Source organism: Chitinophaga varians, assembly GCF_014529945.1.
Lineage (GTDB): Bacteria > Bacteroidota > Bacteroidia > Chitinophagales > Chitinophagaceae > Chitinophaga > Chitinophaga varians.
In genome coordinates this window covers 788,125-803,568 of sequence record NZ_JACVFB010000002.1, presented here as the reverse complement: position 1 = coordinate 803,568, position 15,444 = coordinate 788,125, and the positions used below count along the sequence as shown (strand labels likewise).

Genomic DNA, 15,444 nt, shown 5'->3' with positions numbered 1-15,444 from the left:
TTCGCGCGAACCTCCATTATGAAGAAAATTATACAGCTCTTGCTGGTACTGGGTTTGGGAGTACTCTGCTCCCAGGCCCAGGCACAGCAAGGAAAGATTAAAGGGCAGTTGACAGACCAGAGCACCAAAGAAGCCATGCCCGCGGCAACTGTGGTATTACTGCACGCTAAAGACTCTACGGTGGCCAACACTGCCATCACCGACAACAAGGGAAATTTTGAGATCACCAATATCGCCAATGGCGACTACCGGCTCTATATCAGCTTCCTGGGATATAAGGCCATCAATAAACCCGTGAAGATCACGGACGAAACATCCTCACTCACGCTCGGCACACTGGGCATGGAACTGAAAGGCGTTAACCTCAATGCTGTAGAGATAAAAGACGAAAAGCCCCCGATCGTTGTCAAAAAAGATACCCTCGAATTTAATGCAGATGCCTTCAAAACCCGCGACAACGCGGTGGTGGAAGACCTGCTCAAAAAACTGCCAGGCGTTACCGTGGATAAAGACGGCGCCATCACGGCACAAGGCGAAACCGTTACCAAAGTGTATGTAGACGGCAAGCCCTTCTTCGGCACCGATCCGAAGATGGCCACCAAAAATCTGCCCGCTAATATCATCGACAAAGTACAGATCATCGATAAAAAATCAGATCAGGCAGAATTCACTAAAATCGATGACGGGCAAACCGAAAAAGCCATCAATATCACCATCAAAAAAGATAAAAAGAAAGGGCTGTTTGGCCGTGCCTCCGCAGGTTATGGTACAGATGACCGCTTCTCCACTGCTTTTAACATCAACCGTTTCCGCGATAATCAGCAAATGAGCCTCATTGGTGGCGGCAACAACGTTAACAGTACCGGCTATACGATCCGCGATCAGATGAGCTTCAGTCCTGCCGGCGGCGGCGGTGGCGGCGGCAGGGGAAGGGGAGGACGCGGTGGCGGCGGCGGTGGCATGGCGGTAACACAGGGCGGTGGCGGCGGCGGCAACAGCAACCCGGGCATCACCCGCAACTGGAATGCCGGCCTTAACTTCAGCGAAGACTTCAATAAAAAAGTGCGGTTCAGCGGTAGCTACTTCTTTAACGATACCAAAACCAATCTGACGCAACAAACGTCCAGACAAACTTTCGCCGGCAACAGCACCACTTTCTATAACGAAAACTCTTCGTCACAGACAGACAACAGCAACAACCGCCTCGATGCCCGCGTGGAATACGAGATAGACTCCATGCATTCCATCGTCTTTTCTCCTTCTTATTCCCTCACCAATGGCAACAGCTTCAGCTCCCGCGATTATCAGACGCTGAACAACAACAAGGATACGGTCAATAAAGGAACAACGACCAACGACGGACAAGGCAACAATCAGAATATCGGCGGGTCTATCCTGTTCAGAAAACGGTTTAAAACACCGGGCCGCACACTCAGCCTGAACCTGTCGTACAACAACAGCATTAATGATCAGCAGAACTACAACAAGTCCAGCGTGTATTATTTTGCCAACGACAGCCTGTCTACGTTCAATCAGAGCAATCAGATTAACACCACCAGTAAAAATGCCGGCGCCAACCTCACGTATACCGAGCCTTTAGGCCGCGATAAATACCTCGAGGCCAACTATGGCATCACCAACTACAAAAGCGATAGTAAAAAATATACTTACGATTACAACGATAGTAAAGGTGTATATGATCAGCTCAACGATTCGCTGAGCAACGCTTTCACCAACAATACCGTCAATCAGCAGGCTGGACTTGCTTTCCGCACGTCCAAACTGAAGTATGATTACTCCATAGGCCTGAACGTACTGTTCAATAATCTCGATAACACCACCTATTCTTTCCGTACCAAAAGAGACAGCCTGATACATCAAAGTACCATTAACTTTGCGCCTAACGCCAGTTTCAACTATACCTTCGCTAAGAACAAACGGTTACGCATAAACTATAATGGTAACACCACACAGCCTACGGTGCAACAGTTACAACCCGTACCGGACAACAGTAATGCGCTGTATGTACAGCAAGGTAATCCTGACCTGAAACCTGCTTTCAACAATACCCTGCGTATTAACTACAACCAGTTCAACAACATCACGTTCCGGGGTATGTTTGCTTCGTTGAGAGGCTCTTTCGGTTCCAATAAGATCATCAACTCTACGAGACTGGACACTGCTACCGGAAAGACTTTCAGCAAACCGGTAAACGTGAACGGCTACTACAGCCTCAATGGTATGTTGCACAACTCCATTCCGCTGTCGAAAACACCCGGACAGAACCTGAACACCGGTACTTCCATCGGCTACAGCCGCGATGTGAACATTACACAGGGTGTTATGAACTATAAAAACACCCTGCAACTGTCACAGTCCGTGAATGTGAGCTATATGTATAAGGAACTGTTCGATGCTGCGCTGGGAGCCAGTGTGAACTATAACGCCACCTCCTATACGTTGCCATCCACCCCTAACACCCAGTACTTTGATTATAACTTCAATGCAGACGTGAACTTCAATCTGCCACTGGGTTTCATGATTGGCTCCGATGTCACCTGCACGCTCAGCAGAGGTCGTACCGCTGGCTATAACCTGACCTCCACCATGTGGAACGCCAACGTGTCCAAGTATGTGTTTCCGAAAAAACAAGGCATGATCAAGATACAGGGCTTCGACCTGTTAAGGCAGTACGTGAGCGTTTCCCGCGATGTCAGTGATAACTATATTGAAGACGTTCGTTCTAATGTGCTGCAACAATACTTTATGATCAGCTTTACCTACTTCCTGAACAAGTTTGGCGGTAATAACAAAGGGAACAACGGGGAGAGAGGTATGCGGATGATGATGGGCCCCCGCGGTGGACAGGGCGGCTTCAGGACGCAGCAGTTTTAATTCAGAAATTTAGTTATTTAATTATTTATTCATGGGGTTACCTTCACGGACAACGCAATGAATAAATAATTAAATAACTAAATAATCAAATGGAAACGGTTCTTCTGCCCGCCCATATGCGTTTTACAACCCATGCCACGGTGAATGTGGGGATAAAGTCGGTTCCGGGGAACAGCTCTTCCAGAAAGTTAAAGGCACTACCAAAAGTACCAATGGGGCCGCCAAACATGCGGTAAAAAATAATGGCAGAAATCGGGGCCCAGATCAGATCACTGACATCGCCTAAAACCGGTACAGCATAACTGGCACAACCGATCAGGTCCATCAGGATACAGAGCCATAAACTTGGGGTATATTTTTTTTCCATTTCAACCTCCGCTTTTCAATACATAAACAAAATGCTTACCAAAATAGCTCGCTAATATAAAGGTAAGATTTTCAGGCCGTTTATGCTCAAAAAATCCGGGTGACAACCTGTCGGGGCCGCTCCTGACGCGGGATTGCAGCAAGTGTTGCAAATACGCTTATTTTCATTTAAATTGATGCCACTTAAAGCACACTGAAAATTATGCACGAGGAAAATTCCCGCCGCGACATGATCAAAAAAGTAGCGACTATGGCACTGGCATCTACCGCATTATCTTCCCTTTCTGAAAGGGTGGCGGCTCACGACAAAGCCGTTGGAGAACCGCTCAAAGGAAAAATCAACCACTCCGTATGTGCGTGGTGTTACGACATTCCGCTGGCCGACCTTTGCGTGGCTGCCAAAAAAATTGGTATTCCATCGATCGATCTGGTAGACCCGAAAGACTTCGCCATCCTGAAAAAGCATGACATGATCACCGCCATGGTGGCCAGCAACGGACCAGAATGGGGTATCACACGGGGTTTCAACAACCCGGCGCATCACGATAAACTGGAAACTTATTTCCGGCATTATATCGATGAAACAGCCAAAGCCGGTTTCTCCAACCTCATCTGCTTCTCCGGTAACCGCAATGGCCTCAGCGATGAACAGGGAATAGAAAACTGCACCAAAGGGCTGCAACGCATCATCGGTTATGCGGAAAAGAAAAAAGTAACCCTGGTGATGGAGCTGCTGAACAGCAAAGTAGATCACCATGATTATCAGTGCGACCATACCGCCTGGGGCGTAGCACTCTGCAAATCAGTAGGTTCCGAAAATTTCAAGCTGCTGTACGACATCTACCACATGCAAATCATGGAAGGCGATGTAATCCGCAACATCCGCGATCATCATCAATACATCGCCCACTATCATACCGGCGGCGTTCCGGGACGTCACGAGATCGACGAAACGCAGGAACTGTACTACCCGGCCATCATGAAAGCCATCTACGAAACCGGCTTCAAAGGACATGTGGCCCAGGAGTTCATTCCTTCCCGCCCGAACAAACTGGCCTCCTTAAATAACGCCATTCATATCTGCGACATCGCGTAAGTGATTTACGGATTTTGGAATTTTTTGATTTTGGAATTTCTGGAAATAGTGCGAAGACCAATCGAAAGCCATTGAATTATAATTGTTTCGGGTTGTTCCGATTATCAATATCCCGGAAATTCCAAAATCAAAAAATTCCAAAATCCGTAAATCTCAATAAAGTCCTCTATTTTTGCGCCCAATTAGTCCACCAAACAAGTAGGGTATTAATGAAACAATACTACAAAAAGCCGCTCAACTGGCTGCTGCGCGAGTCCGGAGAAGACGGTAATCAGGGCCTGAAACGCACCCTGAGCGGGTTTCAGCTGGTCATGCTGGGCCTCGGCGTCATCATCGGTGCCGGCCTGTTTTCTTTAACAGGCCTGGCAGCAGGTAACAACGCCGGTCCGGCAGTCACATTATCTTTCGTGGTAGCCGCCGTCGGCTGTGCTTTTGCAGGCTTATGTTATGCGGAGTTTGCCGCCATGATCCCCATTGCGGGCAGCGCCTATACTTACGCCTATACCACCATGGGAGAGCTGTTTGCCTGGATCATTGGCTGGGACCTTGTACTGGAATTCTCGGTAGGGGCGGCGACGGTATCTATCAGCTGGTCCAACTACCTGGTGGAATTCCTTTCCGGCTACGGTATCTACCTGCCACCCCGATTGGTGCATTCCCCCTTTGAAACGATCACGCTTTCCGGCGGAGAGGTGGTGCATGGATTGTTTAACCTGCCCGCTGCGCTGGTGGTGATACTGATGTCCTACATTCTGATGCGCGGCACCAAGGGCTCTGCTATCTGGAATGCGGTGGTGGTGTCTCTTAAAGTAGGCGTTGTACTGGTTTTTATTGCCCTTGGGTGGAAATATATACAACCGGCCAACCTCGTGCCTTATATCCCGAAAAACACCGGCGAATTCGGTCATTTTGGATGGTCAGGCATCCTGCGGGGAGCCGGTGTGGTCTTCTTTGTCTTCCTTGGCTTCGACATTGTCAGCACCGCCGCGCAGGAAACAAAAAACCCGAAACGCAACATGCCGATCGGTATCCTCGGCTCACTGGCCATCTGCACAGTATTGTTTATGCTGTTTTCACACGTGATGACCGGCCTGGCACCTTATACCGAATTTAAAAACAGTGGCGCGCCGGTAGCCATCGCCATCGCCCACACCCCTTTCAAATGGCTGGGGCAACTGGTGGTACTGGCTATCATCATCGGTTATACATCCGTGATCATGGTAGACCTCTGGGGACAGTCACGCGTATTTTACGCGATGTCCAAGGATGGCTTGCTGCCTAAAGTTTTCTCAGACATACACCCCCGCTTCCGCACACCGTGGAAATCAAATATCCTCTTCTGTGTTTTTATCAGCTTGTTTGCAGCACTGGTGCCTATCAAGGTAGTAGGGGAGATGACCAGCATCGGTACGCTGCTGGCCTTTGTAATCGTTTGTGCCGGCGTATGGATACTGCGGTATACCATGCCGGATGCACCACGACCTTTCAAAACGCCCTGGGTGCCATTTGTACCGATCATGGGTATCCTCACCTGTGTGGGCATGATGGTATTCCTGCCACTGGACACCTGGTTAAGGCTCATTATCTGGATGGCAATAGGTATGGTGATTTATTATTTCTACGGTAGAAAACATAGCAAAGTAAGACGGGAGCTGAACACCGGTCAATAGTGTTTCCAGTCCTGACGCAACACGCCCATGACTACCATGTCCACAAACTGGCCATGCAGCTTGGCGTTGTGCCGCAGAATACCTTCGCGGGTGAATCCCAGCTTAATAGGGATTTGCCCGCTCCGCTCATTCTGTAACACAAAACGGATCTCAATTTTATTCAGGCGCAGTTTTTTAAATGCATACGTGATTAATGCCCTGCAGGCCGCAGTGGCAATGCCTTTGCCCTGAAAAGACTCTCCAATCCAATAGCCGATCTCCGCTTTCTGTACCTGATGGTCCCATCCGTGCAGGTCCATCACCCCGCATAAATGATGCTGGTACCAAATCCCCAACGCAATAGCCTCCTGTTCTTCCGCTTTCCGCTGCATCATCTGGATAAACCGGGCACTGTGCTCTTCATTGGTATTGTAATCCACCCAGGGCAGAAACTTACGCAGGTTTTTCCTGGAAGCATCCAGCTGTTTATATACCAGAGGGGCATCCTGCATGGTGAGTTGCCGCAGGTAAATATCTTGATTGACAGGTATATCTAACATAACCGGAATTAAAGTGGGGGATAAACCTACGAATAAAATTATGAATTACGAATTTATTGATTATGAACCATTCATAAAACAAAAAGGCAGATCAATAATGATCTGCCGTTCACCTATCACACTTAAAATTGTCATTATCCAATATCGTTAGTTTTTAGCCAACAGGTTTCTCTTCGTCATATCTTTCACCACCTGCTGTGCATACAATACCGCCATTCTTGCTGTGGAAGGCGGGTCAAAAGATTGTGATTGTACAGAGTACAGTAACTGACCGCTTTTCAGGTCGTACAGATTACCTTCCCACTGATACCGGGTACTATAGGTCACATAACCTGGTGAGTAATAAGTGTTGTACCAACGGGAATAATATGGCCAGAAGCCCCAACCATAAGGAGCATAGGCATATCCCGGCGTATAACTTCTTTCTCTGCCCTTATCCACCATTACAATGGTCAGGACCTGATTTACATCACTGCCCTGCAGCTTCCTGATAGCCTGTTTTTCACCCATTTTGATAAACTCATCGGGACCGAATTCCTGCAAGGAAGAAACGGCGTTGTACCCTTTACGTTTGAGTTCTGTTGCGGTGAAATTTTCCATCTGGCTTCTGAGAGCACGGTCCTTTTGAGGAACCAGCGCCATCACCATTATTTTCTGATCTTTCTGTATCTGTTGCGCGTTATTGGCACGCCAGGAAGAAGTAACTTTCGTACTGCACGCAGCCAAAGCCATTATCACTAATCCTGACAATATTAAACCCAGCTTTTTCATGGTTCCCTCCTTGTTTTTGTGTTATACCTGTTAGACGTGACAAGAAGGAAAATGTAACAGCCACTCGATAGTTTTAACATTCCTATAACTGTGACGGTTATGATGACCGCTCATCTGCCAAATTGGAGATTAAAAACAGCTTTTAAAAAAAATGACCAAAAAGGACGAGCCTTTTTGGTCATTTTTTTTAAAAGCCCCGGGGGGCGCATATTGTAGCCCAGGGCTTCAGCCCCGGGGACGCTGATTAATAGTTAATCACCTGTTCTTCGATAGCCGCAGGCAATTCACGGAATTCATACAACTGCGTGCGCAGCTGCGGTTCAAAACCGGCTTCACGGATAGCATCCTGCATGGTGCGGTAGGTGAAGCGATGCGGTGCGCCGGCAGCGCTCACCACGTTTTCTTCGATCATAATAGACCCGAAATCGTTGGCGCCGGCGTGCAGGCACAGTTGTGCTACCTGTTTGCCGACCGTAAGCCAGGAGGCCTGAATATTCTTGATATTCGGCAGCATGATACGGCTCATCGCGATCATACGGATATATTCTTCGGCGGTAGTCATGTTATGTACACCACGGATTTTCGCCAGCAAGGTATCCACATCCTGGAACGTCCAGGGGATGAAAGCGGTGAAACCGTAGTGCCCTTCCGGCTTTTCACTCTGTACCTGACGGATGTCCACCAGGTGCTCAAAGCGCTCCATCACTGTTTCCACGTGGCCAAACATCATGGTAGCGGAAGAGGCGATATTCAGTTTATGCGCAGCCCGCATCACGTCCAGCCATTCCTGTGCACCGCATTTTCCTTTGGAGATCAGTCTGCGTACACGGTCGTTCAGAATTTCGGCGCCGGCGCCGGGAAGGCTGTCCATGCCTGCTTCTTTCAATGCGCGCAGCACTTCGATGTGCGTGCTTTTTTCCAGTTTGGTGATATGTGCCACTTCCGGGGGGCCTAACGTGTGCAGACGGAGAGTAGGGTACAGCTGCTTCAGCTCCCTGAACAGGTTGGTATAAAAACTCAACCCCAGTTCCGGGTGATGCCCGCCCTGTAACAACAGCTGGTCGCCGCCATATTTCAGGGTCTCCTCTATCTTACGTTTATATTCCTCAATATCGGTAATATAGGCTTCGGCGTGGCCGGGAATGCGGTAAAAGTTGCAAAACTTACAGTTGGCCGTGCACACGTTGGTCGTGTTCACATTTCTGTCTATCTGCCAGGTCACCTTTCCATGCGGCACCTGCTGCTTACGTAACTCGTTGGCAATGTGCATCAGTTCTGCCAGCGGTGCATTTTCAAACATGTACACCCCTTCTTCTGCTGTCAGAAACTCAAACTGCTGCGCCTTTTGATATAAATCCTGAAGTACCATATGCTATTTTCTAATCGCTGAATAACCCGACAAAGGTAGTATATCGCGCAATAACAGCGGGTAATAAAAATATTTTATATGTAGCGTATTAAACATTAAATTTAGGAAAATGATCCCCTTGCATCATCTGTATGCCTAAACCAAATCTGTTACTCGCCTTGCTGCTTGCTTTGGCAGCCATAACCGGTCTTTATCAACCAGCATCTGCAGGAAATGCCACCCTGGAGAACGATACTACACAGCAATCTGTGTTGATTACCCGTTTTAAATTCAAACAATATTACGGTGGGGTAGTCGTCATTTCGGCGACACTCGACAATCTTCCGGACACCCTGCAGTTTATCCTTGACACCGGTAGCGCGGGTATTTCCCTCGACACGGCCACCTGTGTAAGGCTGGGCATCAAACTCACGCCCACAGACAGGATAGTAAAAGGCCTGGGAGCCGCCAAGACCGTCTCTTTCGCCATGGACCACACCCTGAAACTACCAGGGCTTACCATCGACAGCCTCGATTTTCACGTCAATGACTATGAGCTGATCAGCCAGGTATATGGTATTCAGGTAGATGGTATCATCGGCTATAGTTTCCTCAGCCGCTTTATTGTGACGGTAGACTACGATACGGAAGAAATTATCGTCAACAGCAAAGGCCGCTATAACTATCCTAAAGGCGGTCAACTGCTGCGCCCATCCCTCACGCAGATACCGCTGATCACCGCGCCGCTGCGCCATGAGCGCAAAACAGTCACCAACCGGTATTATTTCGATACCGGCGCCGGTATGTGCCTGTTGTTATCTTCCCAGTTTGTCAGCGACAGTGCCCTGATCACCAACCGCCGCAAAAGCAGGAAAATCATACAGACAGAAGCCCAGGGCCTCGGTGGTAAAATGCAGATGTCACTCACGACCGTCCAGGAGTTCCGGGTCGGCAACTATTCCTTCCGGAACGTGCCCACCTATATCTTCGACGACAGGACCAATATCACGGCATATCCTTTCCTCGGCGGCATGATCGGTAACGATCTGCTACGCCGGTTCAATATTACGCTCAATTACGGCAGAAAAGAGATATACCTGATGCCCAATACCCACTTCAAAGATATGTTCGATTACTCCTATACCGGCCTTATCATCTACCTGATCGATGGCCGGGTGGAAGTAACTGACATCATCAAAGGATCTCCGGCTGAAAAAGCCGGTATCCGGAAAGGGGATATTATCATGGCGGTCAATAATAACCTCGGCTCCAACCTGCAGCTGTTCCGTGATCTGCTTAAAAATGTAGGTACCAAGGTCACCTTGTTGATTGCCAGAGATAATGACTTGTTAATTAAAAAGTTGCCAATAAAAAGTATTCTTTAACGTTATTTGCAGCATGTGGCGTACTCTGGTGATAGTAATATGCTTATGCTGTAATTTATTCCTGCCTGCCTTCGCACAACGAAAAAATGCTGCCCCCGCAGCGGCAGACAACAGCAAACCTGTAGCTGTAATTCCTTTCCGCATGATCGACAAACATGTGGTAATACCTGTCTTGCTTTCCGGCAGTACGGATACGCTGCGGTTTGTTTTTGACAGCGGCGCGGAAGTTACGGTGCTACATAAACGGGTATCCGAAAAGATGCGTATCAACAGCGGACATCAGGCTTTTATGAGCGGTACTAACAATGCCATGGTGAGGACCAATGTAGTAACGCTCAATGCGCTGTATCTGAGGGATTTGCGCCTTCCTTACGTGGACGCCTATCTTGAAAATCTCGATAACCTCGGCGACATTGACGGTGTGATTGGCATAGCCCTGCTAAAAATGTATATCGTGAAAATCGATTACCGGCAACAGCAACTGGTGCTGTACCGCAACGGTAAAACCCCTGTCGGCAATACCGGACGGCAGCTACATTTTCAGCTCAACTATTCCACTCCGGTGATAGATGCAGCGATCACCATGCCCGACGGACGTCACCTGCCCGGTCATTATCATATCACCACCGGCGGCGACTACGGCATCCTGTTCAACTGGCCTTACGTGGATTCCAACCGTATCAACAGTCTCCCTACACTCAACACAGACAGGGTGCAGGATATGGTCAGGGTGTTGTATTACATCAACAGCAACATTCCATCGTTGCAACTGGGCGGGAAAACGCTGGCCAATGTGCCTGTCAGCTATTGTAAAGACATCAATGATGTGGGCGTGTTTACTGAAATTGCCGGCTCTATCGGTTATGATGTCTGGAAACAATTCACGATCACGATCAACTATGGAAAGAAGGAACTCTACCTGGAATGACCACTGACATGGTGTTATAGCCCATATGCGTCCCTCAAATCCGTCCTGATAATGGAAAACCCAAACCCTAATTCTTAATTCCTAATACGTAATTAGTCCTTTTACCCTATTTTTACTTCTATACGAATATTACATTATGATTCATTATAATAAATTTACATTAGCTAATGGGTTGCGCGTGGTGGTACATGAAGACCATACTACGCCCATGGCTGTATTAAACGTACTGTACGACGTAGGCGCCAGGGATGAGAACCCCGAACAAACCGGTTTTGCGCACTTATTTGAACACCTGATGTTTGGCGGGTCGATCAATATTCCTGAATACGACGAACCACTGCAGATGGCAGGAGGGGAGAACAACGCCTATACGACCAGCGATCTCACCAACTACTACATACAGCTGCCGGCAGAAAACATTGAAACGGCTTTCTGGCTGGAGAGTGACCGCATGCTTTCGCTGGCCTTCAGTGAAAAAAGCCTCGATGTGCAACGGAAAGTAGTATCCGAAGAGTTTAAGGAACATTACATCAACAAGCCTTACGGTGATGTATGGCACAAAATGCGGGAGCTGGCATACACCTCGCACCCTTACCGCTGGATGACCATCGGTAAAGAACTGTCGCATATAGAAAACGCTCAGCTGGAAGATGTAAAAGCCTTCTTCTTTAAGTTTTACCGGCCGGTCAATGCGATCCTTTCCGTGGCAGGCAATGTCACCACAGAACAGGTGAAAACACTGGCTGAAAAATGGTTTGGCGACATCCCTTCCGGAGAAAAATATCATCGCAGCCTGCCGGTTGAACCACCGCAAACAGCTGCGCATAAGCTGGAAGTAAAAGCCAACGTACCGCTGGACGCGCTGTACAAATGTTACCATATGCACGCCCGTTCAGACAAACGTTACTATGCGGCCGATCTTGTCTCCGATATCCTCGGTGGTGGCAGCTCTTCCCGTTTACATCAGGTGCTGGTAAAAGAGAAAAAACTCTTCAGTAACATCGACTGTTATCATTTCGGCAGCCTCGACGCTGGTTTGCTGACCATTGAAGGAAAACTGGTGAAAGGCGTGAAGATGAAAGATGCGGAAAAAGCCATACAGATAGAACTGGAAAAATTACAAGCCGAAGTCATCGCAGACCGTGAATTGCAAAAGGTGAAAAACCGCGTGGAGAGCCTGCTCGCATTTGAAGACATGAGCCTGCTCAACCGTGCCAACAACCTGGCCTTTTACGAGCTCCTGGGTGATGCCGGTCTGATGAACAAAGAGTTTGAAAACTACGAAGTGGTGACAGCCGAAGATATTCACCGGGAAGCAAAGCTGCTCTTCGATGAGAAAAATGCCAATACCATTTACTATTACGCCGAAAATCAGGGATAAACCTCATCTCAGTCACACGGTATAAATGAGATCTATATGAATAGAACGATTCCTCCTCCCATTAAAGACGCTGTGGAGTTTGATATAAAGCTGAAGCCCTACGAGAAATTCACGTTGGACAACGGTATCCCCGTTTATGTGATTAAATCGGAAGAACAGGATACCCTGCAGCTGGAACTGGTGTTCCCCGCCGGTTCATGGTATGAAAGCGAAAGCCTGGAAGCCCTGGCTACCAATTTCCTCATGAAAAACGGTACCAGCAAACGAACAGCCCTCGAGATCAACGAGGCCATCGATTATCATGGCGCTTACCTTAACCGGAACGCGTATCATGAAAATGCCACCTTCACGTTGCACTGCCTCACCAAACATACAGAAGTGCTGCTGCCGGTATTACAGGATGTTATCCTCGATCCTGTTTTTCCGGAAGAAGAATTACAGCTCTACAAACAAAACCAGAAACAGAAGCTGGCCGTCAATCTCCAGAAATGCGATTTTGTGGCCAACCGCTTTATCGATAAATACCTGTTTGGTGAATTCCACCCATACGGCCGCGTAAGCAGCATGATGGCGTATGATGCGTTACAGACAGAAACGCTCCGTGCTTTCTATCAAAAGCATTATACGTACAACAACTGCCGCATATTTGTGGCGGGTAACATGCCTGCCAATATGCTGGCACTGCTGAACCAACACTTCGGCAGTACCCGCTGGAATGGTGAGACCAATCTTCTCAGGCCAGAGCTGCCCGTACAACCGGCGGAGGAAAAGAAATTCCGCATTTTCAATGATGAGAATGGTGTACAGGGCGCTATCCGTATCGCCCGTCCTTTCCCGAACCGCTATCATCCGGACTTTCCGAAGATGCTGGTGCTCAATACCATCCTGGGCGGCTATTTCGGCTCCAGGCTGATGAGCAATATCCGGGAAGAAAAAGGGTACACGTATGGCATCTATTCCCAACTGTACAACTTCCGGCAGGTGAGCGCCCTCAATATCCAGACCGAAGCCGGCAGGGATGTGTGCGAAGCTACCATCGAAGAAGTGTACAATGAACTGCGCCGCCTGCAGAACGAGCCGGTGCCGCAGGAAGAGCTGGACCTCGTGCGCAACTACATGATCGGTTCCATTCTCGGCGATCTGGACGGCGCCTTCCAGCTGATACAACGCTGGAAAAACCTGATCCTCAACGATCTGGACGAAAGCTATTTCTACAACAACATTCAGACAATTAAGAATATCACCGCAGAGGAGTTACAGCAACTCGCCAAACAATATCTTACTCCCGGCGATTTCTATGAACTGGTGGTGATCTGATGACAATCATGCAAGACGAACAACATTACCTGGCAGCTAATAAAGCGCTCTGGAATAAACGTACTGCCGTGCACGTTACCTCTTCTTTTTATGACGTGCCGGCTTTTCTGGAAGGGCGTAGTTCGCTGAATAGTATTGAACTGGCTTTGCTGGGTGATGTCCGGGGAAAGCGCATCCTGCACCTGCAATGCCATTTCGGGCAGGATACACTTTCCCTGGCGCGCATGGGCGCCGAAGTAACCGGCGTAGACCTCTCTGATGCAGCTATTGCTCAGGCACATACCCTAACGGCACAATTGGGCATTCAGGACCAGGCCCGGTTCATTTGCTGCGATGTTTATAGTCTTCCTGAACACCTGCAGGATAGCTTCGATATAGTATTCACCTCCTACGGCACAATCGGCTGGCTGCCGGACCTGGACAAATGGGCCGGGGTGGTGCAGCATTTTCTGAAGCCCGGCGGAGCTTTTATCATGGCCGAATTCCATCCGGTGGTATGGATGTTCGATGACCAGTTCACACGCGTACAATACGACTATTTCAATACTGAAACGATCGTGGAAAACAACAATGACACGTATACAGACGCGGCAGACAGTGCCGATGTAACAGGCGTCGCCTACTCCTGGAACCATCCGCTGAGCGAAGTGCTCGAATCCCTGCTGACAAAGGGATTACAACTAAAAGTATTTCAGGAATTTGATTATTCTCCGTACAATTGTTTCCAGAATACCACCGGTGAAAACGGGCATTTTCAGATCAAAGGCATGGAAGGAAAACTACCGATGGTATATGCATTCGAGTTCCTTAAACCTTAACATATGAAAGCAGTGCTCATTACGCTATTGTTCATCGCAGGTAGTATTACCGGCATGGCCCAAACCCAGCAGGAGTTAAACCAAAAAGCAGGTAAAGAATACAAGGCAGCAGATAAGAAACTGAATACCATATACCAGGAGATCCTGAAAAAATACGCGGCCAACAAACCGTTTATCAACAAATTCAAAGCAGCACAAAAACTATGGATACAATTCCGTGATGCACAGCTGGAAGCGATGTATCCCGGACCTGTACAAAGTTATGGCTCCATACTTCCCATGTGCGAATCCCAATATCTAACTGAACTGACCACTCAACGCACGGAAGCCATCCGGGTATGGCTCAACGGCCTGCCTGGCGAATTGTGCACCGGCTCCATTGGAAGGGTAACGGAAGAATAGCTAACATTTATATAATATATATTACATATTATTTTTTGTATATTTGGCGTAACCACAACGCCTATGAGACTCCCTATCCTGATTCTGGCGGTATTCCTGTGTGGTAATGCCTATTCACAGTCCCGCCAGGCGGCACTGGACACACTGGAAAATCGTTATCAACGCTGCCTTTCTACCGGCAGCAACAGCTATGGCTGCGCCCTCGTATATTACAAGCAACTCGACAGCCTCCTGTACAGCACATTACAGCGCCTTTACACCCAGATTGAGCCCAACAAACTTCACAGCCTTCAGACAGAACAAGGTGCCTGGGAAGAGAAAAAAGACGCGTATTTCCGTAAGATAGACGAGCGGGTGGAGAAGATGCATAAAAGCACCATGAACGGGCTGGACGACGACATGATCTCCACAGACAATAAGGCTGCCTATGTGAAAGACCGTGTCACCGCTCTTTTGGATTTAGAAATTTAGTTATTGGGAAATTTGATCATTTAGGGAACTCATTCAATAACAAAATTCCTAAATGAC

General features: G+C 48.3%; 14 protein-coding genes. 10 read left to right on the top strand and 4 right to left on the bottom strand.

Annotated features, from left to right (window positions below; genetic code table 11):
* Nucleotides 1-18 precede the first annotated feature (18 nt).
* Nucleotides 19-2,895, top strand: a complete 2,877-nt coding sequence (locus ICL55_RS11100; RefSeq protein WP_188097007.1) for a TonB-dependent receptor — start codon at nucleotides 19-21, stop codon at nucleotides 2,893-2,895.
* Nucleotides 2,896-2,980: 85 nt separating this feature from the next.
* Here ICL55_RS11100 and ICL55_RS11095 read toward each other — a convergent pair whose 3' ends face one another.
* The gene (locus ICL55_RS11095) at nucleotides 2,981-3,262 is read right to left on the bottom strand and encodes a hypothetical protein (protein WP_188097005.1); all 282 of its coding nucleotides are present in this window, start codon (nucleotides 3,260-3,262) and stop codon (nucleotides 2,981-2,983) included.
* Nucleotides 3,263-3,463: 201 nt separating this feature from the next.
* Between ICL55_RS11095 and ICL55_RS11090 the strand changes: the two genes are divergently transcribed.
* Nucleotides 3,464-4,357 carry a hydroxypyruvate isomerase family protein gene (locus ICL55_RS11090; protein ID WP_188097003.1) on the top strand — a complete coding sequence of 298 codons (894 nt, stop codon included), beginning with the start codon at nucleotides 3,464-3,466 and terminating at the stop codon, nucleotides 4,355-4,357.
* 209 nt (nucleotides 4,358-4,566) lie between these two features.
* Nucleotides 4,567-6,027 carry an amino acid permease gene (locus ICL55_RS11085; protein ID WP_188097001.1) on the top strand — a complete coding sequence of 487 codons (1,461 nt, stop codon included), beginning with the start codon at nucleotides 4,567-4,569 and terminating at the stop codon, nucleotides 6,025-6,027.
* On the opposite strand, the gene ICL55_RS11080 is transcribed toward ICL55_RS11085, so the two are convergent.
* The 3 genes from ICL55_RS11080 to mqnC form a co-directional block, all read right to left on the bottom strand.
* A complete protein-coding gene (locus tag ICL55_RS11080) occupies nucleotides 6,021-6,566 on the bottom strand; it encodes a GNAT family N-acetyltransferase (RefSeq protein WP_188096999.1) in 546 nt (181 codons plus the stop codon). The two genes, ICL55_RS11085 and ICL55_RS11080, sit on opposite strands and share 7 nt — an antisense overlap.
* A 147-nt stretch (nucleotides 6,567-6,713) precedes the next feature.
* A complete protein-coding gene (locus ICL55_RS11075) occupies nucleotides 6,714-7,337 on the bottom strand; it encodes a hypothetical protein (RefSeq protein WP_188096997.1) in 624 nt (207 codons plus the stop codon).
* 244 nt (nucleotides 7,338-7,581) lie between these two features.
* Complete coding sequence (mqnC, locus tag ICL55_RS11070) at nucleotides 7,582-8,706, bottom strand: cyclic dehypoxanthinyl futalosine synthase (RefSeq protein ID WP_188096995.1); 1,125 nt, start codon at nucleotides 8,704-8,706, stop codon at nucleotides 7,582-7,584.
* 131 nt (nucleotides 8,707-8,837) lie between these two features.
* On the opposite strand from mqnC, the gene ICL55_RS11065 reads away from it, so the two are divergent.
* The 7 genes from ICL55_RS11065 to ICL55_RS11035 all read left to right on the top strand — a co-directional run bounded on the left by ICL55_RS11065 (nucleotide 8,838) and on the right by ICL55_RS11035 (nucleotide 15,387).
* Complete coding sequence (locus tag ICL55_RS11065; RefSeq protein ID WP_188096993.1) at nucleotides 8,838-10,070, top strand: aspartyl protease family protein; 1,233 nt, start codon at nucleotides 8,838-8,840, stop codon at nucleotides 10,068-10,070.
* Nucleotides 10,071-10,212: 142 nt separating this feature from the next.
* Nucleotides 10,213-10,998, top strand: a complete 786-nt coding sequence (locus ICL55_RS11060; protein WP_188096991.1) for an aspartyl protease family protein — start codon at nucleotides 10,213-10,215, stop codon at nucleotides 10,996-10,998.
* Nucleotides 10,999-11,134: 136 nt separating this feature from the next.
* A complete protein-coding gene (locus ICL55_RS11055) occupies nucleotides 11,135-12,379 on the top strand; it encodes a M16 family metallopeptidase (protein ID WP_188096990.1) in 1,245 nt (414 codons plus the stop codon).
* A 36-nt stretch (nucleotides 12,380-12,415) separates the two neighbouring features.
* The gene (locus tag ICL55_RS11050) at nucleotides 12,416-13,696 is read left to right on the top strand and encodes a M16 family metallopeptidase (protein ID WP_188096987.1); all 1,281 of its coding nucleotides are present in this window, start codon (nucleotides 12,416-12,418) and stop codon (nucleotides 13,694-13,696) included.
* 8 nt (nucleotides 13,697-13,704) lie between these two features.
* Complete coding sequence (locus ICL55_RS11045; protein WP_188096985.1) at nucleotides 13,705-14,514, top strand: class I SAM-dependent methyltransferase; 810 nt, start codon at nucleotides 13,705-13,707, stop codon at nucleotides 14,512-14,514.
* Nucleotides 14,515-14,517: 3 nt separating this feature from the next.
* The gene (locus ICL55_RS11040) at nucleotides 14,518-14,916 is read left to right on the top strand and encodes a lysozyme inhibitor LprI family protein (protein WP_188096983.1); all 399 of its coding nucleotides are present in this window, start codon (nucleotides 14,518-14,520) and stop codon (nucleotides 14,914-14,916) included.
* Between the two features lie 63 nt (nucleotides 14,917-14,979).
* A complete protein-coding gene (locus tag ICL55_RS11035) occupies nucleotides 14,980-15,387 on the top strand; it encodes a lysozyme inhibitor LprI family protein (RefSeq protein WP_188096981.1) in 408 nt (135 codons plus the stop codon).
* The last annotated feature ends 57 nt before the right edge of the window (nucleotides 15,388-15,444 follow it).

Bases quoted from the DNA above. Each gene is read 5' to 3' on its own strand.
- mqnC (WP_188096995.1), bottom strand. From the start codon at position 8,706: ATGGTACTTCAGGATTTATATCAAAAGGCGCAGCAGTTTGAGTTTCTG.
- ICL55_RS11035 (WP_188096981.1), top strand. From the start codon at position 14,980: ATGAGACTCCCTATCCTGATTCTGGCGGTATTCCTGTGTGGTAATGCC.
- ICL55_RS11050 (WP_188096987.1), top strand. From the start codon at position 12,416: ATGAATAGAACGATTCCTCCTCCCATTAAAGACGCTGTGGAGTTTGAT.
- ICL55_RS11045 (WP_188096985.1), top strand. From the start codon at position 13,705: ATGCAAGACGAACAACATTACCTGGCAGCTAATAAAGCGCTCTGGAAT.
- ICL55_RS11090 (WP_188097003.1), top strand. From the start codon at position 3,464: ATGCACGAGGAAAATTCCCGCCGCGACATGATCAAAAAAGTAGCGACT.
- ICL55_RS11100 (WP_188097007.1), top strand. From the start codon at position 19: ATGAAGAAAATTATACAGCTCTTGCTGGTACTGGGTTTGGGAGTACTC.
- ICL55_RS11060 (WP_188096991.1), top strand. From the start codon at position 10,213: ATGATCGACAAACATGTGGTAATACCTGTCTTGCTTTCCGGCAGTACG.
- ICL55_RS11095 (WP_188097005.1), bottom strand. From the start codon at position 3,262: ATGGAAAAAAAATATACCCCAAGTTTATGGCTCTGTATCCTGATGGAC.
- ICL55_RS11075 (WP_188096997.1), bottom strand. From the start codon at position 7,337: ATGAAAAAGCTGGGTTTAATATTGTCAGGATTAGTGATAATGGCTTTG.
- ICL55_RS11065 (WP_188096993.1), top strand. From the start codon at position 8,838: ATGCCTAAACCAAATCTGTTACTCGCCTTGCTGCTTGCTTTGGCAGCC.
- ICL55_RS11055 (WP_188096990.1), top strand. From the start codon at position 11,135: ATGATTCATTATAATAAATTTACATTAGCTAATGGGTTGCGCGTGGTG.
- ICL55_RS11040 (WP_188096983.1), top strand. From the start codon at position 14,518: ATGAAAGCAGTGCTCATTACGCTATTGTTCATCGCAGGTAGTATTACC.
- ICL55_RS11080 (WP_188096999.1), bottom strand. From the start codon at position 6,566: ATGTTAGATATACCTGTCAATCAAGATATTTACCTGCGGCAACTCACC.
- ICL55_RS11085 (WP_188097001.1), top strand. From the start codon at position 4,567: ATGAAACAATACTACAAAAAGCCGCTCAACTGGCTGCTGCGCGAGTCC.